The organism is Parasphingorhabdus cellanae (genome assembly GCF_017498565.1).
Lineage (GTDB): Bacteria > Pseudomonadota > Alphaproteobacteria > Sphingomonadales > Sphingomonadaceae > Parasphingorhabdus > Parasphingorhabdus cellanae.
In genome coordinates this window covers 1,850,001-1,869,332 of sequence record NZ_CP071794.1, presented here as the reverse complement: position 1 = coordinate 1,869,332, position 19,332 = coordinate 1,850,001, and the positions used below count along the sequence as shown (strand labels likewise).

The following is a 19,332-nucleotide window of genomic DNA, read 5'->3' as shown; positions in this document are numbered from 1 at the left end:
GCCTTTATTGTGCAGTGCATAAAACAACAAATCCCGATTCAATAAAAGCTTTTTTAAAAGGCCTTTATGAACGCGCACTCGCGCCGGCACTGCCCAAGCATGCCATGTGCGATGTGCAGTGGCCTCAGGTTATGGGCCGGACCTATGTCCTGGCGGCTGGCAAAGCGGCCACCCAAATGGCGGCGGCGATCTATGACCGGTTGCCGGAAGATGCGGCGGGATTGATCGTCACCCGGCAAGGCTATGCGCAGGCGGATTTTGCACCGCACAATTTTCGGATCGTATCGGCGTCGCATCCTGTGCCCGACACGGCGGGAGCCGATGCGGCGCAGTTGGCGCTGGCGGCGGCGGATGGTCTGGGCGAGGATGACCTGTTGCTGGTGCTGATGTCAGGGGGTGCCAGCGCGCTGCTCCCTGCGCCTGCCGAGGGTATTTCACTGGCCGAGAAGCAGGCGGTCACCCGGGCCCTGCTCCACAGCGGCGCGCCGATTGGCGAGATGAATATTGTGCGCAAGCATCTCTCTGCCATCAAGGGCGGGCGCCTGGCGGCACGGGCATGGCCTGCCGCGACTCATATGCTGGCCATTTCCGATATTCCCGGAGACGATATCGCGATGATCGGATCCGGCCCAAGTGTTGCGGACCTGTCCACTTGCGCCGATGCGTTGGCCATCATCGATCATTATGCGATTGCCATTCCGCCCGCCATCCGCGCGCAGCTGGAGCAAGGCGCGCTGGAAACGCCCAAGCCGGATGATCCGCGCATGCAAACGGCGACGGCCGAAATCTGTGCGCGCCCGGCGGATATGTGCGCCGAAGCCGCCGCCGCCGTCACGGCGCTGGGCTATGAAGCGATCATGCTGGGCGATGCGCTGGAGGGGGAGGCGGCGCAGCTGGGCGCGGAGCATGCAAAGCTGGCCCTGCAATTACAGGCGCAGCGGCGCAAGGCGGCGCTTGTTTCGGGCGGTGAGGCGACAGTCACGGTGCGCAATCGCGATGGCCGCGGCGGGCGTTGCAGCGCCTATATGCTCGCCTGCGCGCTGGCGCTGAACGATGCGCCGGGGATAATCGGATTTGCCGCGGACAGCGACGGGATTGACGGGTCGGAAGATAATGCGGGCGCGTATCTGTGGCCCGGTATTGTGGAGCAGATGGGCGGCGCAGCGGCGGCACGGCAACAGCTGGAGAGCGACAATAGCTATGCCGCCTTTGCCCGCGCAGACGGCCTGCTGATGACCGGCCCGTCGGGCACCAATGTCAATGACCTCAGGATATTATTGATCGGATAGGGGCGCTGAAAAATGGCTGGACGAGTGGGGATGGGGGATAGGCCTACGCCGCCGCGGCTATCTCCCGCCTATTCCCGGTTAAACTCCGCTTTCCTTTCCTCTGGCACGCCGCCGGGATATTCGGCGAGAAATTCCGCCTTGGCCTTTTCAAACTTTTCCGGGGACAGCCATTTAAACTTGGCGGGCAGCATCACCCGGCCGCCGGCGACAAAGCGCTGGACCGCTTCGACCACTTCGTCGGTCATGCCCTGATTGGTGCGCAGGTTGATGGTGCGGCTGCCCAATCGTCTGATATTGTCGCTGATCTTCTTGAGCTTTTCATCGAGCGTGTCTTTGGGCTTTGTCGGGTCCGGCGGGGGCAGGGAGACCCATTTGGGATAGATTGTGCGGCCCGCCACCGTCGTGGGCTCATCCACGTCCGGATATTGCGGCCCGGGATGCGCCCCGTCATGAACTTCCCTATCGGTCCCTTCATCGGCGTCATGGCCAGCCCCCTCACCCGACGGCGCAAAGCGTCCCTGCGCATCGCGGCCGGCGCCGTTGGTGTCATGCTGATAGAGCAGGCGCAGCAGGTCATTGGCATATTTGGTGCGCTTGCCGACCACCTTGCCATAATACCAGACATCCTCCTCCACGCCCTCCACCGCGCGCTGCCACGTGACTTCGCCAATGGTCGTCTCTGCCCGGCGCAGCGCGAGGGCCCAGCGTTCGGCAAAGGCCGGGCTGCGCTTGCGATGGCGATAGGCGCTGTTCCAGCTGATCCCCGCGATGCGGCTGGCGTCCCTAACGCAGCGCGTCTTGGCCAGCGATTCAATAAAAATATTCTGCCGCTCCGCCGTCCAGCCATCATGGCGGACCCGATAGGGGCGCTCCGGCGGCGGCTCCTCCGCCGCGGGGACGGGAAGATTGGAGTTATGGGGGTTGTCATCTGCCATGGCAGCGGCCCTTTCGTTCTTCTTTTGTTCCTTTGATTCGGGCCGGTGTATCAAAGACTGGGGGTTGTAGGAAAGGGGGTTTTACTGCTTTTTGTATCGCGGAGAATATTATTATTCATAGCAATAGACAATTAGTTGAAGAGCAAATAGAAGTAGGGGCTTAACGTATAGCGTTATATTCGGGGTTAATTGATACGCAGCAGCTATACGTTAAATGAAGGGGCATTGATTGACAGAAAATCTTAGCCAAAAAAGCCGATTTCTCGCTTTTGGAATAAACGGCCTTATATTCTATATATTGTATATTTGGGTGACCGGCCACTTTGCAATATCTGCCGGTGGTCAATCTGTTTGGTTTATATCCGCAATCGGGTGGTGGACATTAAGTTTAATATCGGCCCCCTTTTATCGTCCACCTCGTGACGCAATTGGTGCCGCTGTTGTCAACATCGTTGCACTGGTGACGTTGGATTTAGAGCCAGTTCAAGATATTGATTTCGAGATCGAAATCTTCCGTTTTTTTGCAATTGTCTATTCTGCGATTGTCGGCGTAGCGGCCCTTACTGCCGCAATGTTTGCCAAAGATAGGGCGACACCTCTGGGAAGATTTGCATTCGATTTTGCTGCTCAGTTTTCTAACGGAGCCGTTCTTTTCGGAATGACAGCGCTGATCAGTATCTTTGGCTTCTATGCCGATGCCACGAAGATTTTTTTGCTAACCCTATTTTGGCTCGGCTTTGCTTTGTTAAAACCCGTTGAATTTATTATAGCAGCCATAAGTAAATGGGTCGAAGAAAAATCCTCTGGTGAGTTTGTCTTGTCAGGTGAACTCATGAGGGTTGACGATCCAGATATTGTTCGTGTCCGGCTAACCGAAGATGAGCGTTGGATCGACGACGTGCACATCGCTCTGATGCCCAATGGTAGTCAAAGATACGTGTTACCTTTGTTCTCGAATGTTCAAAATGACGAAATAATGGGCACCGGACTGTTGGTTGGTGCGGAGCTAGAGTACGAACTCCCAAAACTAAATGGCCGGGTCTTCAAGGCATTTGCGCCGGAGCTTCGCGAAGGCTTACTCAAAGAGCTTTCGGGGCCAGAAGATCAATGTGAACTGGTTGGATTTGTAGTCGAAGGTTCGGAGATCTCAGAGATAAAATTTGAAATTGCTCTGGGCTCTAATTTGACAAAGGGTTCAGTTCTCTTTTGTATCATAAATGAAACCGCTGTTTATTATCAGATAATGAACGCAAATACTGCTGAGGAAAGTTTTCAACAGAACCCTCGAGGCACACACATTGTTAGTGCTGTTCAACTTGGTACTTGGAGTGATGAAAACGGCTTCAGCACGTTCTCTTGGTTACCGAAAATGAATTTACCGGTATTTATGATACTCGAAGAACGAAAATTCGACTTGAATCCCGGAAAAGGTGAATTTGAACTGGGGCATATTCCTAATACTGACATCAAGACCAAAGGCTTTTTGCCAGATTTGATCGGATATCATACCGCCATTTTAGGTGTAACTGGTACGGGGAAAACCGAACTTGTATTTGATCTAATCGAGGAGTCTTTGCACCAAGACACTAAAGTAATCTGTGTTGATTTAACGGGCGAATATCGAAAGCGCTTGGCCCATTTGAAGCCGGAAGGAATCGGCTTAACTACAGGAAAGTCGGACGAGTTAGAAAGTAAGATATTTGACGTCGATACTGGTAAACATGGTGCGAAGGACGAGAAAAGAATACTCAAGGAATTCCAAGACAAAATAAGAGCGATCGCAAGAAAACAAATAGATACGTTCCTTTGTGCCAGCGGACCCAAGATCGGACTTTTCGAACTGGCCGAGGTGACCAATACAAATGCAACTTTGCTCGCCACTGAGATATATTTATCGGAGGTAATGAAATGGGCAAGAGCACATCGAAAAAGCCGTCGGATTCTAATTGTGTTGGAAGAGGCTCATACCATAATCCCAGAAACTTCGGGATCTGGTTTGAGTTTTGCTACTCAAGCTGTTGTTAGCAAAATTGGGCAAATCGCTTTGCAAGGTAGAAAATACGGAGTTGGCTTGTTCATTGTGTCACAGCGAACTGCCCTAGTGAGTAAAACAGTATTGTCTCAGTGCAATACCTTTCTGACTCACAACCTTGTCGATCAAACCAGCTTATCTTTTCTGATGAACATTTATGATGCTGGTTATGTGAAGGCTATTCCCAATTTAAAATTCCTTGAATTTATCGCGTTCGGTAAAGGGGTGATAGGTGAAAGACCATTGTTATTAAAACGCAATTTTGATCAGGGAAAAAAAGAAGCCAGCGCAAAATTGGACGAGTTCATGGATATAAATACGGCAATTGAAACCGTCGCACAAAAAGAGGCAGCGGCAAAAGAAGCGCAGCCAGAAGCAGCTCCATCTCGACCTTCACCGGCTGTTTCTGTTCCAACAAGTCAAGACTAGTTCAGTTCTTCGCTCCTCTTTTTCTCCCTCGCCTATTATACACCCTCAAAGCCCGTCATGACAAAACCGGACAACCAACATGTAACGGCTTGTAAAATGCATCGTTTCGACTCACCATGCAAACGTAGCGAATACCGGGATTAGCGTTCGTCGCGCGAAGTAGGCATTCTGAACTGGGGATATGGTGTCTGCTGCTATCCGTCGTCACGCATTTGTTCGTGGCCACCTCGGTCCCCATCGCTATGTAGTCTTTTTGACTTTAAAGAATTAGATGCTCTAGGATCACCCGATGACATGGGGCAAAAAACATATCGGGCTAACCACAATAGCCTTATCGATCATGGTACTATCGGCACCATCACTTCAAGCGCAGAACCGTCTCTCCAAGTTAAAGTGGGTGGTGGTTATGCCTTTTGCGGATAGCAATGCGAATAACCGAAGTGGTCGCAGCCAATCGCCGAGACCAAGGGGAATTTATAGCCGGTGGATGAGAAACGGAGATTATCCCCACAAAGCGCTGAGAGAAGAGCGTAAGGGTAGCGTGGCCCTGTTACTGACAATAACCAGAATGGGGCGAGTCGGAGCCTGTGAGGTGACCCAATCGAGTGGGCATGATGATCTGGATCAGGCGGCCTGCAAGAACCTGTCTAGGCGAGCGCGCTTTGTCCCTGCGATGGATTATTACGGGAAGCGCGATGAAGGCTTCTACCCGCTTTCGGTAAACTTCGCTGGTCCGCCGTGGATAGAATTGCAACGTGCGCAGGAGAAAGGCATCCAGTGGGAACCGCCTTTGGCGTTTCCAGAAGGCAAGCCAAGTGAATGATAACAGTTCTGTGCTCAGGACTTGATCCGGAGCAAGGGTGTTTGTCGTGGCGCTGCGCAATCTCTCCCTGGGTTCCGCATCAAGTGCGGAACACGTGGCTCTTGCCATTGCACCCCGGCACCCCCTGCGCTAAAGCGCTCTCGAACATCGATTCATATGCCGGAATTCCTGCTCCCCTCCGCCTTCGCTGACGCTTCGGCGGACAGGCCAAACCGGCAAAAAATTAAAATAAGGGACGAATTATGACCACCACCGGACAAGACTCACTCGGCACGCGCGCGACGCTTAATGTTAACGGCACCAACTATGCCTATTATTCGCTCGCCAAGGCGGCGGCGAAGCTCGGGGATATTGATCGCTTGCCCTATACGCTGAAAGTCCTGCTCGAAAATATGCTGCGCTTTGAAGATGGCGGCCATACGGTGGCGGCTGGGGATGCGCAGGCGGTGGTCGACTGGCAGAAAGAGGCGAAGTCCTCGGCCGAAATTCAATATCGCCCGGCCCGCGTTTTAATGCAGGATTTTACCGGCGTTCCGGCGGTTGTTGACCTCGCGGCGATGCGCGACGGGATCAAGTCGCTCGGCGGTGATGCGCAGAAGATTAACCCGCAGGTGCCGGTGCATCTGGTGATTGACCACTCGGTCATGGTCGACGAATTTGGCACGCCGCAGGCTTTCGAAAATAATGTGGCGCTGGAATATCAGCGCAATATGGAGCGCTATGAATTTCTGAAATGGGGATCGAAGGCGTTTGACAATTTCTCCGTGGTGCCTCCCGGAACCGGCATTTGCCATCAGGTGAATCTGGAAAATATTGCCCGCGCGGTCTGGTCATCGAAAGATGCGGACGGCGTGGAAGTGGCCTATCCCGATACCTGTGTCGGCACCGACAGCCATACGACGATGATCAACGGCCTGGGCGTGCTCGGCTGGGGCGTGGGCGGGATTGAGGCGGAAGCCGCGATGCTTGGCCAGCCGGTATCGATGCTGATCCCCGAAGTGGTCGGGTTCAAGCTGACCGGCGAGCTGGCCGAGGGCATTACCGCGACCGATCTGGTGCTGACCTGTGTGCAGATGCTGCGCGAAGTGGGCGTGGTCGGGCGCTTTGTGGAATTTTACGGTCCGGGCGTGGCGGCGCTGTCGCTCGCCGATCGCGCGACGATTGCCAATATGGCGCCGGAATATGGCGCGACCTGCGGTTACTTCCCGATTGATGACAAGACGCTGGATTATCTGCGCCTGACCGGTCGCAGCGAAGCGGATATCGCGTTGACCGAAGCCTATGCCAAGGAGCAGGGTTTCTGGCGCCATGATGACGAGGTTGAGGCGATCTATACCAAGACGCTGGAGCTCGACATGACCAGCGTGGTGCCTTCGCTGTCGGGGCCGAAGCTGCCGCAACAGCGCGTTTCGATGGCCGATCTCGATGAGGGCTTTAACAAGGATATTATCGAGGTGTTTAATAGCACCGAGCCTGACAAGCGGGTCGCGGTGGATGGCGCGGATCATGATCTCGGCCACGGCGATGTCACCATTGCGGCGATTACGTCCTGCACCAACACCTCCAACCCCAGCGTGCTGATTGCCGCCGGGCTCGTTGCGCGCAAGGCGCGGGAGCGGGGCTTGCAGCGCAAACCCTGGGTGAAGAGTTCGCTGGCGCCCGGATCGCAGGTGGTGACAGATTATCTCGACAAGGCGGGGCTTTCGGAGGATCTCAACTATCTCGGCTTTAATCTGGTCGGCTATGGCTGCACGACTTGTATCGGGAATAGCGGGCCTTTGCCGGCGCCGATTTCCAAGGCGATTAATGACAATGATCTGGTTGCGGCTTCGGTGCTTTCGGGCAACCGGAATTTTGAAGGCCGTGTGTCTCAGGATGTGCGGGCGAACTATTTGGCGAGTCCTCCATTAGTTGTGGCTTATGCGCTGAAAGGCACGGTGCGTGAGGATATGTACGAAACGCCGATCGGGCAGGGCAGCGATGGGGCGGATGTTTATTTGAAGGATATCTGGCCGACCAATGATGAAGTGAACGCAGCCATGGGCGGGGCGGTGAACCGCGACATGTTCATGAGCCGCTATGCCGATGTCTATAAAGGTGACGCGGCGTGGCAGGATATCGATGTGACCGGGGGCGACACCTATCAGTGGCGTGCAGGTAGCACTTATGTGGCCAATCCGCCCTATTTTGAAGGCATGACCATGACGCCGGAGCCTGTCGGGGACATTATCGACGCCAAGACACTGGCATTATTGGGAGATTCGATCACAACCGACCATATCTCGCCCGCCGGTGCGATCAAGGAAGACTCGCCCGCCGGAGAATATCTGCGCGACCATCAAGTGGCAAAACAAGACTTTAACAGCTACGGCAGCCGCCGCGGAAACCACGAAGTCATGATGCGCGGCACCTTCGCGAACATCCGCATCAAGAACGAAATGGCCGACGGCAAGGAAGGCGGTTACACCAAATATAATGGTGAGATCATGCCGATCTACGACGCCGCCATGCGCCACAAAGCGGACGGCAATGAGCTGGTCGTGATTGGCGGGGAGCAATATGGTACCGGCTCTTCCCGCGACTGGGCCGCGAAAGGCACGAACCTGCTGGGCGTGCGCGCGGTGATTGTCGAAAGCTACGAGCGTATTCACCGGAGCAACCTGGTTGGAATGGGCGTGCTGCCGCTGCAATTTGCCGAGGGCGTTGATCGGGAAACACTAAGCCTTGATGGCAGCGAGAGCTTTACAATCAAGGGCGTCGCGACGCTGAAACCGCTGCAGGAAGTCGAAGTGGAAATGACCCGCGCTGATGGAACAACGGCGACATTCAACACCGTCTGCCGGATCGACACCGCCAACGAGATGGAATATTTCCTCAACGGCGGCATCCTGCACTACGTGCTGCGCAACCTGGCGGGGTAGCAAGCCGTTAAATTATGTGCATAGTCGGGGTACAGGAGAAACCCATGCCCCGACTGCGCGAAATACCCCGGTCTGAAGTTACCGACGAATATGTGTTGGCGCTTTACAAAACGCTGTTCGGGGATCGTGATCCGGCAGCGGAGCCGGGTACCGCAACCGGGACACCGGGAAATTGGTGGACTGTCTTTGCGCAGGTTCCCGACGCGTTCAAACATACCACCGAGGGTTTTGGCTTTTACCGCTCGCCCAATCGCAAGCTCGATCCGAAATTGCGGGAGTTGGGCCAGATCCGAGCAGGCTATGCCGTTGGTTCGCAATTTGTCTATTCGCAACACAGCAAAGCGATGCGCTTTGAGGGCTATTCGGAGGAGCAGGTCAAGGCCATTCCCAACTGGTCGACTGCAGATTGTTTCGACGAAGTAGAACGCGCTGTGCTCGCTTATACGGACTGCCTGGTATTGGAGCGGGGCAGGGTGCCGGACGGTGTATTCGATGCGCTGAAAAAGCATCTCAGTGAAGTCGAGATCATCGAGCTGACCTACATCACCTGTACCTATATGATGCACGCTGTGATGAGCCGGGCGCTGCGGCTTGAATTTGATGATGTCGATGAGCGGGTTGTCGAAATACCTGCGCCAGAAGGCGCGATGGCGGATGTCATGGGCATGGTCGATAAACGGAAGGACGCGAACAAATGAGCTATCACCATCTCGCTTTGGCCGCGAAAGACATGGCCGGCATTCATGCATTTTACGAAGGCATTATGGGCTTTGAACTGGTTAAAGTCGAGATTGCACCGGTTATGGGCGGTGGCTGGGGCAAGCATTTTTTCTATCGAATGGACGGTGATGACAGCAAGTTTATCGCGTTCTGGGAACTCAACGATACGCCGGGCCAGGATGAATATGCCTATGACCTCAACGAAGCGGCAAAAACGCCGCAAGGCACTAATCATTACAGCTTTTCGGTGGATAGTCCTCAAGACCTGGAAAATTGGCGCAAGAAGTGGAACGCGGCGGGTTTGGATGTGCTGGAGATTGACCATAATTGGTGCCATTCGGTTTACACCCGCGATCCCAACGGCAACATGATCGAATATTGCCTGACAACGGGAAGCTTTACCGAAGACGATCGCAAGAGAGCGTTGGCTGCGCTGGATGAGCAAGAAATGAACGCCTCGCCACCGCCTGCGAAAATGAAGCAATGGCTGGCGTCTGAATATCAGGGTTGAAATTCAAAAAGCCAAACTGCCGACCAAGCCTAGCATCAGCTTTTTGCGATTACTTTGAATTGTCTGACAGTCATTCTCGGAACAGACCGGAGAGCTTTCCTTTTGGCTGTTTCACTGAGTTAAATTCTTCGCCAGCTAGTCGGAAACAGGTGGCGTATTGACGGCGCTTGAACCTTCTTTTCGCCGAAAGCCTGTAACCAAAGCCGCACTATTTTCGAACCGTTGAGTAAGACACTTAACGGAGAAAGAAAATGTTAAAACTGACTTCAATAGCAATGACCGGCCTGCTCGCATTGGTCGCCGTCGCTCCTGCTCAAGCAGCAAATCTGGCGGATAACGACGCTGTTGTCGGATCGACGATAGCGGCAGATATTGGTATCGAAATACCGGTTTCAGCCGACGCGTTGCAGGGCAAGGCGGAGAATCGCCGGCATTTCCGATCACGCAGTTTTGGCCATCATCGCGGCCTGCATCACCGCAAATCGCATCTCAAGCACAAGAAAGTTTTTCGCAATCACAAAGGATTTTCCCGCCATCATGATGGCGGTTTTAGGCATCACAAAAAGTTCAGCAAATTTGGTCATTCCAAATATTCGGGCCACCGAAGTTTCCGCCGCCGATAAGACGGCGGAAAGACCCTGGCACGGGGGACTAAGTGCAGGGTCGCAGGGTCAGGCGGTGTCCTTCTACTCCACGAGGCGCCGCCTGACTTTTCAAAACGCTCTGAGCAACGCCATTGTCGCGGCAATGCCGAGCAGCAAGACAACAACGCCGCGCCACACAGGTTCGGAAACGCTGCCGAAAAATTTCGCGCCGAGCTGGTTGCCACCAATCATCAGTGGACAGGCCAGCAGGCTTAAGACCAGCGTCTGCTCGTCAATCATCCCGCGCCACCAGGCGACTGCCGTTGCCATGGTTGCTGCTGCAAAGAAGATCGTGATCATCGATCCGCGCGCGACAATCGGCTGAACGCCTTTGCGGACAAAATGCAGGATGACCGGCGGTCCGGGCATTGCCGCAAAGCCGTTGAGCAGGCCCGAAAGACTACCGACAAATGCGATATGGAGCGGCGATGTGTTCAATTCCGGTGGCCGTTTCAGCATGAACGCGACAAAGCTCCCAATCGCGATGATCGTGATAACGAGCCGCGCAAGATCTGCACTGACAATGTCTAACAGCCAAAGCCCGGCCGGTGTTAGCAGGCAGGAGAGCGCTGCGATTTTCGCGACCATCGGTGCATTGATGATTTTCACTGCAGAGCGAATGCCAAAGGGGCCTATGATGAGCTGCATCAATATGGCCATGATCACGGCGGTGGTCGGCGCAGCGACAAGGCTGACCAGCGGCACTGCCAAGATAGCATAGCCGAATCCAGTCAGGCCGCGAAAAAAGGCGGCGCCAAATACAATGGAGCATACCAGCAGAAACGGAAGTAAGGAGAGCCCGGCATGAGCAGTGAGCCAGATATCGAGCGTGTCGGACATGGGCGCTCTTTGCCGATTTTCCGGATAAGGGCAACAGGCCATTTCTGTGTCCGCCACAATTGCACGGGCTTCAGCTCGCGATATGCAGTTCCGGTTTTTCCGGGGCCTTGTCACTATGGGCTTTCAGGCCGGTCAGGATCGTATCGACCACCTGCCGCAACCGGTCTTCATCGGCCAGATGCATCATGTCCATCATCAGGTTGGGATTGCAGAAGGGCTGCACCATTGTGTTCACGAGCGAGACCACCTGATCCAGCTCCAGACCTTCGAAATATCCCTCTTCCATCGCTTCGGCGAGAATGATTGCCATATAATGGTCGGTCAGATCGACATAGCCGCGAATGACATCAAAATGCTGATCGCCCAATTCCATATAGGAGCGGAACAGATCCGGGTCGTCCTCAAACCGCGTGCGCTTGATGACCAGTCGCCGGGCGAAAAACTCATACAGCTTTTGTCGCGCTGGCATGTCGGCCTCGACCAGTCCTTCGATAATCGTGATCAGTTCGGCAAACCAGCGCCCGGCCATTGCCTCGGCCAGCGCATCCTTGTTTTCAAAGAAACGATAGACGTTGGATTGCGACATCCCCGCCTCTGCGGCCAGATCGGTAATGGTGAAGTTGATCGCTCCGCGTTCACGGATAATTGCCTCCGCGGTCTGGATCAATTTTTCACGACCGGCTTCGATATCAGTTTCGGGACGTGGCATCGGGAGGCTCCTGTTTTGCTTTACAAGGTTGTGACATATATAAACCATACGGTTTTATGATAAAAGATATTTTTCTTTATTTTTCAATTACCCCAGAGGTAATGCGTAAAATGGTCGATTCTATATTGTCGGCGAACAAGCTCCGCGGCTATAGGAGCGCATGACCGAAAATTCGCAGGCAGAAGCACCGACTTCTGCGTCCAAACCGGAAAAAGAACCGGGTCCGTTTGATCCCATTAGCGGCAGCATCATGTTGTTCCGGCGCTGGTGGCGCGTGGTTGTCTGCTCTGGCGTGGATCAGCAAGCGGTGATTGAAAAAGTAAAGGAAGACAGCGACTTCAGTCCGCGTTACGCGTTCATGACCTGTATGTCAGCGGGCATCGCTATACTCGGTTTGCTGCTCTCCTCTCCTGCGGTTGTCATTGGCGCCATGCTGTTGTCACCGTTAATGGGCCCAATCATGGGAGCCGGTTTTGCGCTCGCGATCGGAGATTATGGTTGGTTGCGGGAAAGCGCCAAGGCGCTGGTTCTGGGAACAATTGTCGCCATTCTTTTCGCAGCGCTGGTTGTCGCGTTGTCCCCGTTGCAGACGGTCACGACCGAGATCGCAGCACGCACGCGACCGAATCTGTTTGATCTGGCGGTGGCCCTGTTCTCGGCTTTGGCAGGTGCCTATGCGATGATCCGCGGGCGGATGGGCACCATTGTCGGCGTGGCGATTGCGACGGCTTTGATGCCGCCATTGGCCGTGGTCGGCTTTGGCCTGGCGACATTGAATATGTCCGTCTTCGGCGGGTCTTTGCTGTTATTTTTCACCAACTTGATGACGATCGCGCTCACTGCGGCCGGCATGGCCCGGCTTTATGGCTTTCGCTCCAACCTGTCAGAGCGACAGTCGCAATTTCAAATTGGTGCAATGGTGCTTGTTTTTGTCGGTCTGGCGATCCCGCTGGGCTATTCGCTGCAGCAAATCGCGTGGGAGGCGAATGTTTCGCGGCAGGCCAATGGCTATATCAAGGATCAGTTTGGCGCGCGTGCCCGGGTGTCTCAGATCGAGATTGATTTTGATGCCGACCCGATCGTGGTCAGCGCATCGGTGTTCACGCCCAAGATTATTGGCGATGCGGAACAGCAAAGCGCGCGCGTGCTGAGCCGTGCGTTCAATCGGTCGATTTCGGTAGCGATTGAGCAATATCGCGTCGAAACCGGTAATGATGCTGCCAGTGCCGAACTGGCTGCCGCCCGTGCACAGCAACAGGCGCAGGAGGCGGAAATTCGCGTGGTCAAATTGCGCGAAAACCTTGCTTTGGTGGCAGGTGTATCGCCTGATGATGTGACGATTGATACCACCCGCCGCCGCGCTGTGGTCTCCGCAAAACCGCTGCAAGGTGCGACGCTTGATACCTATTATGCATTGGAGAAACGAATTGCAGAACAGGCTGCGGACTGGTCAATCGAAATCAAACCGCCGGCTGTGGCGCTGCCGTCTCTTGTGGTAACCAATGGGGCGATTGACGAGGAATCCAGCGCGCAACTCCCGCTAATTGGCTGGGCAGCGGCGCGCGTGCAATTGCCGCTAGGCGCTTATGGTTCTCCCGAAGATGTCGAGGTAGCCCGAAAAACCTTATACGATACCAGCGCAACGACGGTCCGTCCGTCTGGATCGGGCAGCGCCAGCGGAACCGTCATGCTGCGTTGGCTTTCGCCACAGGATGTTGAACAAGAGACGGAGTAGCTGTTTACACTACATTCATTTTGATGGCGTTAGGCCGTTCTTTACGAACGATGGAGAGAGAAATATGCGGCTTCTTGCTTTTACCGGCCTGGCACTGGTCACCCTTGCAACCCCGGCGATCAGCCAGTCTTCTGGCCAAGGCGATATAGCCGTCACAATCTACAACAATAATCTCGCGCTGGTGCAGGATACGCGCCGCCTCAACATTCCATCCGGCCGTTCGGTACAGACCTTCCCCGGCGTATCGGGACAGATCCGGGCGGAGACTGTCGGCTTCAATGCCGCCGATACCGGTATTGTCGAACAGAATTTTGATTATGATCTGCTATCGCCGCAGAAACTGATGGAAAAAGCGGTGGGTGAGACGGTTACTATTGTTCGCATCAATCCGGCAACAGGCAAAGAAACCCGCGAGCGGGCCAAAGTGCTGGCGGCCAATGGCGGTGTGGTGCTGCAAATTGGTAGCCGCATTGAAGTGCTGCGTGATGACCGGCTGCCGACGCGGGTGATTTTCGACAAAGTGCCGAATAATCTGCGCGCCCGGCCAACATTATCCGTAACCCTGAACAGTACGCGCGGGGGTACGCGGCCTGCGCAGCTCAGCTATTTGACCGGCGGCATGGGCTGGAAAGCCGACTATGTGGCGTTATTTGATGAAAGTGTCGGCAAGATGGATGTGCAGGGTTGGGTCACGCTGACCAATAATACCGGCACGACCTTTAACAATGCCAAGACGCTTTTGGTGGCCGGAACACCGAGCGTGAACGGGCAGCGCAATAATAATCGCCGCAACAATATCCGGCGCGCAGGAACCGAATCCGCCAATCGCGAAGCCCTGGGCGATTTTTATCTCTACCCGCTGGCCGCGCGGACCACGATTGCCAACGCCCAGACCAAACAGGTCAGTTTTCTGGATGTAACTGGCGCATCAGCGCAAAAGGCCTATGAATTTACCAACCGCTGGCTCGGCACGCAGAATGAGCCGCAAAGCGCAGCGACGGTATTGCAATTCAGCGCCTCTGCCGATGGCGGATTGGGCGATGCTCTGCCCGCTGGAACCGTTCGGGTCTATATGAAAGACGCCTCTGGTCAGCCGCAATTTATTGGCGAAAACACTATCGGTCATACGCCGATGGGGTCAGAACTCGGGCTCAAAACCGGCGAAGCTTTTGACGTGAAGGTGAAGCCCACTGTAACCGAGCGGCGGCGGCTGTCGTCGAGCAAGTGGCGCAGCAGCATGTCCTATGAACTGACGAATGCCCGGCCGACCCCGGTTACGGTGTCGGTGATCCAGGACGGACTGGACTTTTACTGGAGCGACACCAGGATTGTCAGCGAAAGCCTGAAAAGCGAGCGGCGCTCGTCCAACAGCATCGTCTGGAAAGTACCGGTACCGGCCAATGGACGCGCGACGGTGACCGCAACCTTTGAGACGCGGTTCTAGACCATGATAATGCGAGCGCTATTGGCGTTCATTTTGCTGGTCACCGGCACCGCAGCCGTCGCGCAAACCGAACCGGATGCATCGGAATGGGCGCGCCAAATTGTCACATCCAGCAGCCCGTCGTCCGTATCAGTAACTGTCTATCGCGACCCGAATCGCGACAGCGATAACGGCATGAACCTCAACTATCTCGGCGGCTATGCGCTGATCACAGAGCAGCGCACGGTAACGCTTCCGGCTGGCGAGATTGACTTGCGTTTCGAAGGTGTTGCTGGCGGGATCATCCCGCAATCGGCGATTGTCACGGGATTACCGGATGGCGTGATCGAGAAAAACCGCGATGCCGCTTTGCTGTCACCCTCAGCGTTGCTCAATGGCTATCTGGGACGCGGCGTGACGATCAGACGCACCAATGCCGTCACCGGCCAGACCAATGAGCTTGACGCCCAAATCCGGACCGACGCCAGCGGCGGTGTGATAGTGCAGACCGCTGAAGGTTTCGAAGCTTTGCAATGTACGGGCCTCAACGAAACAATTGTCTATCCAGCTATTCCTGAAGGGCTATCGGCCAAGCCTACATTGTCCGTGAAAAGCCGTGTCGCGACACCAACCCGCGCGACTGTGACACTGTCTTATCTCGCCACCGGTTTTGACTGGCAGGCCAATTATGTCGCGGACGTCAGCGCTGACGGCCAGACGATGAACCTCTTTTCCTGGGTGACTTTGGCCAATGGCGATGAAACAAGTTTCGCCAATGCCCAGACCCAGACGGTGGCAGGGCAACCGAATAAAGGCCGTGACAATATAGCGCCCGCGACAGGCGGATCGATTTCATTACGCTGCTGGCCGCAGGGGACGACCAGCGACATCATGGTGAAACGCTTTGAGAGAGTACGCGCCCAATCGCGTTTTTCAGGGCGGCCAATGCCCGCGCCGATGGCCGCTATGGAGGCGGAAGCCGATATGGTTGTTGTCACAGGTTCCCGAATGATCGAAGCGAAGCAGGAAGAGCTCGGCGACCTGAAACTCTATCGCATCCCGGTGCCGGTGACCGTAGCTTCGCAAAGTCAGAAGCAGGTGGCGATGTTCGAAAAAAGCGCGATCCCGTTTGTGCAGATTTACGAAGCGCAGATCGTGGCGGATGACTATAGCGAAGCCAACCCGCTTGCGACGACCCTGCGGTTCCAGAACGAAAAACGCGATGGTCTCGGCCTGCCTTTGCCGGCAGGAAAGATGGTGGCGTTCAAAGCCGCTGGCGGGGAGCGCCTGTTGCTCGGCGAAGGCGGTTTGGACGACAAAGCAATTGGCGAAGAGGTTGAAGTCACCATCAGTGAAAGTCCGCTGGTCCGCTATCAGTTGCAGGCGTTGGAGAATGTCGACAACGAAGATAGCCGGTGGACGGCGATGCAGCTCACCGTGACCAACGCATCGCGTGTGCCAGCCGATGTGGAGATCAAGCTCGACCACCGTGATGATGAGAAATTGCGCAAGCTGAGCGAGAAATTGGGCCGCAAGGATGGCCTGGATTTCTGGAAAGTCACGGTGCCAGCCAATGGCGAGCGGGTGCTGACCTATCGGGTGGTGCGCAACAAGCGATGACAGTGATGAAGAAACATAGCTGGCTTTCCTACAACAGGCCTGCTGTGATAGTGTTGATCAGCCTCCGAGCAGCGCGGAACTGACAGCTATTGTGAATGCAGGGCAGGCGCGTGTTTTTTACCTGATTCTGTGTATAAGCTGTATAAACTCATTCATCATAAGATAGAGTTTTCTGAACAAGCACGAATCAGCCAGTATATTTTGCTTTTGAGCTTTCGGGAATCGGACGCGGCCGATGCCGTTCGTCCAGCGCTACAAAGGTAAACAAACCGCTGGTGACGGGTACATGTTCTTCGCCGCGATTGCGCTCCGCAACAACATCGATACGCAAGCTGACCGAGGTTTTGCCGATCCGTTCAACCTGCGCGTAGACAGAGACAATGTCGCGCGTCAGGATCGGGGCGAGAAAGGACATAGCTTCAATCGCAACGGTTGCGGTTGAGCCTTGCGCCACGCGCGCGGCCATGATGCCGCCCGCAATATCCATCTGGGACAAAACCCAGCCGCCAAAAATATGGCCATTATTATTGAGATCGCGGGGTTGCGGGGCAACGCGCAAAACGGGCTGCAGTTTGATCAGATCCCGCAGTTCGTCTTCACTCATCCGGTGAAATATCCCGGCTGACCGGATCATCAATACAGTCATCATGACCGGTGCCGCTCGATAGGAAAACCAGTCCCATCAGAGCCGAGGTCAACAGCAGCGCAAAACCGACACCAGCGGCCGCGGCGATATACATGTGAACGGAAACAAGGCCGTGCGCATAATATAAAAAGCCCAAAGCGGCGATAACGCACAAGAAGGTCAGCGCGGTCATCCAGCGCATCAGACGCCAGTAACGCGACCAGGCAATACCGGCATATAGGGGATCATCTAGCTGTGAGGGACCAGGCAATTTCTATAACTCCTTTGGAATAGGTCCTCTTTGAACCTTATTCGATTTGCCATCAAGTCCAACTTCGGTCAAAAATATGCTATATCCTTTCATTCAAAAAAGGAATCAGGTTATTTTAAATCTGGGGAGAGGGCGCAAATGACAATACAAGCAATCATGCAAGGCCGAGATGGACCTGTTTTTAGCTGCTCGGCGGATCATAGAGTCGCGGATGCAGTTGCGATATTGGCTGACAAGAGGATTGGCGCCTTGCCGGTTCTAGATGGAGAGCGAGTCGCTGGTATATTTTCAGAACGCGACGTCTTGCACAGCCTTCAAAAATATGGCGCGAGTGCAATGGAAAAGCGAGTTGCAGAGGTAATGACTGCGGACGTTATATCCGTCGATCTCCAAAAAAGCGCAATCGGAGCGCTGTCGCTCATGACCAAACGCCGCATCCGCCATTTGCCAGTGGTTGAAAAGGATCAGCTGGTCGGCTTTATATCCATCGGAGATTTGGTGAAATATCGCATCGACAAAATTGAAAGCGAAGCGGCGGAGATGCGCAACTATATACAAAGCGCCTGAGCATCCCTGGAACCTGTCGACCGGAGCTTATCTGATAGAGATGCCAGTCTTATCCAGATAGGCTAGGCTTTTCACCCGAACGGCTTTGGCCCGTTCGACCGGATCAGGATATTGGTCACGATAGGTTTTTGACCGCACTTCCAGACTAAGCGGAATGTCCATTGGCAATGCATCTAATATATCGATAAGCGGCAGCTCGCCTTCTCCGGGCGCGCTGCGCAAGTCGATAGCATCTTCCAGATAAGCATCAAAATCGTCGGCGCAGTGCAAATTGCCGTCACATATTTGGCTATAGTGTAGCAGGTTGCCCGTGACAGTCTTTAGGTCGGCCGCAGCATGTCCTGCCCGCTGAAAATGCAAGCTATCGATCAACACGGCTGCAGCGGGATGATCGCAGCGGTGGACAATATCCAAAGCTGTATCAAGCGACTGTACCGCCGTGATCATCAGAAATTCCAGCGAGACCCTCATATTGGCCGGTGCTGCCCATTCACAGAGTTGATGTAATGCGGCAGCGGTTCGGTCGGGGTCGGGTTCGGCGCTAACCACCAGGACATTGGGCGCGCCCAATTCTGCGCCCACGTCTATAATCAGCCGATGGTCGTCGGTCAGCACGCCGCCTTCGGGAATCCAGATAACCTCGACATCAAGCACGAACAGGTCATGTTGCTTGATCGCGGCCTTGGTGGCTTTGGCTTGTTCCGCGCTCCACTTGTCCGGCTCAATAGTAAAGCCGACATGACTAAAACCGGATTGTCCGGCCGCTTGGGCAACTTGATCGGGCAGAAATTCCGGAAGTGTGCCAGCGGCTAAAGATAATATGTGAGACATGCCATTGATCTAGCCGATGCTCGCTCCCACGCAATGCGCGCTTTTAAGAGGGGCTTTCCGCAAGATCCGGCGCGGTTTGGGATTCTGGCGCCTTTTTGCGAACGACCAGCTGGAATATTTCAAGCAAGGCCTGCTTCGCCAACAGCCATAACAAACCGACATAGGCAAGCCCGCCGATCGCAACCAATATCGCAAACCGTGCATAAACGATCATGTCTGGCAAAAACTGGTCAGCAATCCATACAATAGCTGCCATCGCGATGGAGGCCGACAGGCCGGGCCAAACTGCGCCAGCCAGTTGACCTGCGCTGATTCCGATGTGGCGGTAGGACTGCAGGAACGTGAATAGCGTAAGCAAGGGAAAGGCGATGACCCAACCCCAGGCAAGGCCAATCGCGCCCCATTGC

18 protein-coding genes (1 of these 18 cut by a window edge) are annotated in these 19,332 nt (G+C 54.8%); 11 read left to right on the top strand and 7 right to left on the bottom strand.

Annotated elements, in window-relative coordinates:
* The first annotated feature begins 14 nt into the window (after positions 1 to 14).
* Complete coding sequence (locus J4G78_RS08935) at positions 15 to 1,289, top strand: glycerate kinase type-2 family protein (RefSeq protein ID WP_207990241.1); 1,275 nt, start codon at positions 15 to 17, stop codon at positions 1,287 to 1,289.
* A gap of 68 nt (positions 1,290 to 1,357) precedes the next feature.
* Here J4G78_RS08935 and J4G78_RS08930 read toward each other — a convergent pair whose 3' ends face one another.
* Entirely contained in the window at positions 1,358 to 2,224 is an 867-nt protein-coding gene (locus J4G78_RS08930) for a hypothetical protein (protein ID WP_207990239.1), read from the bottom strand.
* A gap of 229 nt (positions 2,225 to 2,453) precedes the next feature.
* Here J4G78_RS08930 and J4G78_RS08925 point away from each other — a divergent pair, with 229 nt between their 5' ends.
* The 6 genes from J4G78_RS08925 to J4G78_RS08900 all read left to right on the top strand — a co-directional run bounded on the left by J4G78_RS08925 (position 2,454) and on the right by J4G78_RS08900 (position 10,283).
* Positions 2,454 to 4,685 (top strand): ATP-binding protein, encoded by a 2,232-nt coding sequence (locus J4G78_RS08925; protein ID WP_207990237.1) that lies wholly within the window; start codon positions 2,454 to 2,456, stop codon positions 4,683 to 4,685.
* A 289-nt stretch (positions 4,686 to 4,974) separates the two neighbouring features.
* On the top strand, positions 4,975 to 5,508 hold the full coding sequence (locus tag J4G78_RS08920) for an energy transducer TonB (protein ID WP_310737260.1): 534 nt from the start codon (positions 4,975 to 4,977) through the stop codon (positions 5,506 to 5,508).
* A gap of 242 nt (positions 5,509 to 5,750) precedes the next feature.
* A complete protein-coding gene (gene acnA / locus J4G78_RS08915) occupies positions 5,751 to 8,429 on the top strand; it encodes an aconitate hydratase AcnA (protein ID WP_207990233.1) in 2,679 nt (892 codons plus the stop codon).
* 44 nt (positions 8,430 to 8,473) lie between these two features.
* Positions 8,474 to 9,127 (top strand): carboxymuconolactone decarboxylase family protein, encoded by a 654-nt coding sequence (locus J4G78_RS08910; protein WP_207990231.1) that lies wholly within the window; start codon positions 8,474 to 8,476, stop codon positions 9,125 to 9,127.
* Positions 9,124 to 9,660, top strand: a complete 537-nt coding sequence (locus J4G78_RS08905) for a VOC family protein (RefSeq protein ID WP_207990229.1) — start codon at positions 9,124 to 9,126, stop codon at positions 9,658 to 9,660. The genes J4G78_RS08910 and J4G78_RS08905 overlap by 4 nt, the downstream gene beginning before the upstream one ends.
* A 251-nt stretch (positions 9,661 to 9,911) precedes the next feature.
* Complete coding sequence (locus J4G78_RS08900; protein ID WP_207990228.1) at positions 9,912 to 10,283, top strand: hypothetical protein; 372 nt, start codon at positions 9,912 to 9,914, stop codon at positions 10,281 to 10,283.
* A 90-nt stretch (positions 10,284 to 10,373) separates the two neighbouring features.
* Here the strand turns inward: J4G78_RS08900 and J4G78_RS08895 are convergent, their stop codons facing one another.
* Positions 10,374 to 11,144, bottom strand: coding sequence for a sulfite exporter TauE/SafE family protein (locus tag J4G78_RS08895; protein ID WP_207990226.1), 771 nt, complete (start codon positions 11,142 to 11,144; stop codon positions 10,374 to 10,376).
* 70 nt (positions 11,145 to 11,214) lie between these two features.
* Positions 11,215 to 11,853, bottom strand: a complete 639-nt coding sequence (locus tag J4G78_RS08890; RefSeq protein WP_207990224.1) for a TetR family transcriptional regulator — start codon at positions 11,851 to 11,853, stop codon at positions 11,215 to 11,217.
* Between the two features lie 160 nt (positions 11,854 to 12,013).
* On the opposite strand from J4G78_RS08890, the gene J4G78_RS08885 reads away from it, so the two are divergent.
* The 3 genes from J4G78_RS08885 to J4G78_RS08875 all read left to right on the top strand — a co-directional run bounded on the left by J4G78_RS08885 (position 12,014) and on the right by J4G78_RS08875 (position 16,631).
* Positions 12,014 to 13,588 carry a DUF389 domain-containing protein gene (locus tag J4G78_RS08885; protein ID WP_207990222.1) on the top strand — a complete coding sequence of 525 codons (1,575 nt, stop codon included), beginning with the start codon at positions 12,014 to 12,016 and terminating at the stop codon, positions 13,586 to 13,588.
* 64 nt (positions 13,589 to 13,652) lie between these two features.
* Positions 13,653 to 15,032: a DUF4139 domain-containing protein gene (locus tag J4G78_RS08880; protein ID WP_207990220.1), complete on the top strand. Its 1,380-nt coding sequence runs from the start codon at positions 13,653 to 13,655 to the stop codon at positions 15,030 to 15,032.
* Positions 15,033 to 15,035: 3 nt separating this feature from the next.
* Positions 15,036 to 16,631 carry a DUF4139 domain-containing protein gene (locus J4G78_RS08875; protein WP_207990218.1) on the top strand — a complete coding sequence of 532 codons (1,596 nt, stop codon included), beginning with the start codon at positions 15,036 to 15,038 and terminating at the stop codon, positions 16,629 to 16,631.
* Between the two features lie 187 nt (positions 16,632 to 16,818).
* Here J4G78_RS08875 and J4G78_RS08870 read toward each other — a convergent pair whose 3' ends face one another.
* Together J4G78_RS08870 and J4G78_RS08865 are read right to left on the bottom strand one after the other, a co-directional pair.
* Positions 16,819 to 17,235, bottom strand: a complete 417-nt coding sequence (locus J4G78_RS08870; RefSeq protein ID WP_207990215.1) for an acyl-CoA thioesterase — start codon at positions 17,233 to 17,235, stop codon at positions 16,819 to 16,821.
* On the bottom strand, positions 17,228 to 17,527 hold the full coding sequence (locus tag J4G78_RS08865; protein ID WP_207990213.1) for a hypothetical protein: 300 nt from the start codon (positions 17,525 to 17,527) through the stop codon (positions 17,228 to 17,230). Before J4G78_RS08865 ends, J4G78_RS08870 begins: the two co-directional genes overlap by 8 nt.
* Before the next feature lie 138 nt (positions 17,528 to 17,665).
* Between J4G78_RS08865 and J4G78_RS08860 the strand changes: the two genes are divergently transcribed.
* Positions 17,666 to 18,094: a CBS domain-containing protein gene (locus tag J4G78_RS08860; protein ID WP_207990211.1), complete on the top strand. Its 429-nt coding sequence runs from the start codon at positions 17,666 to 17,668 to the stop codon at positions 18,092 to 18,094.
* Between the two features lie 27 nt (positions 18,095 to 18,121).
* Here J4G78_RS08860 and J4G78_RS08855 read toward each other — a convergent pair whose 3' ends face one another.
* Positions 18,122 to 18,925: a sugar phosphate isomerase/epimerase family protein gene (locus J4G78_RS08855; RefSeq protein WP_207990209.1), complete on the bottom strand. Its 804-nt coding sequence runs from the start codon at positions 18,923 to 18,925 to the stop codon at positions 18,122 to 18,124.
* A gap of 43 nt (positions 18,926 to 18,968) precedes the next feature.
* Positions 18,969 to 19,332 carry the 3' portion of a lipopolysaccharide biosynthesis protein gene (locus J4G78_RS08850; RefSeq protein ID WP_207990207.1) on the bottom strand. It continues 1,148 nt past the right edge of the window, so the window shows 364 of its 1,512 coding nt (coding positions 1,149–1,512); its start codon lies off the right edge, out of view — the gene reads right to left on this strand; it ends in the stop codon at positions 18,969 to 18,971.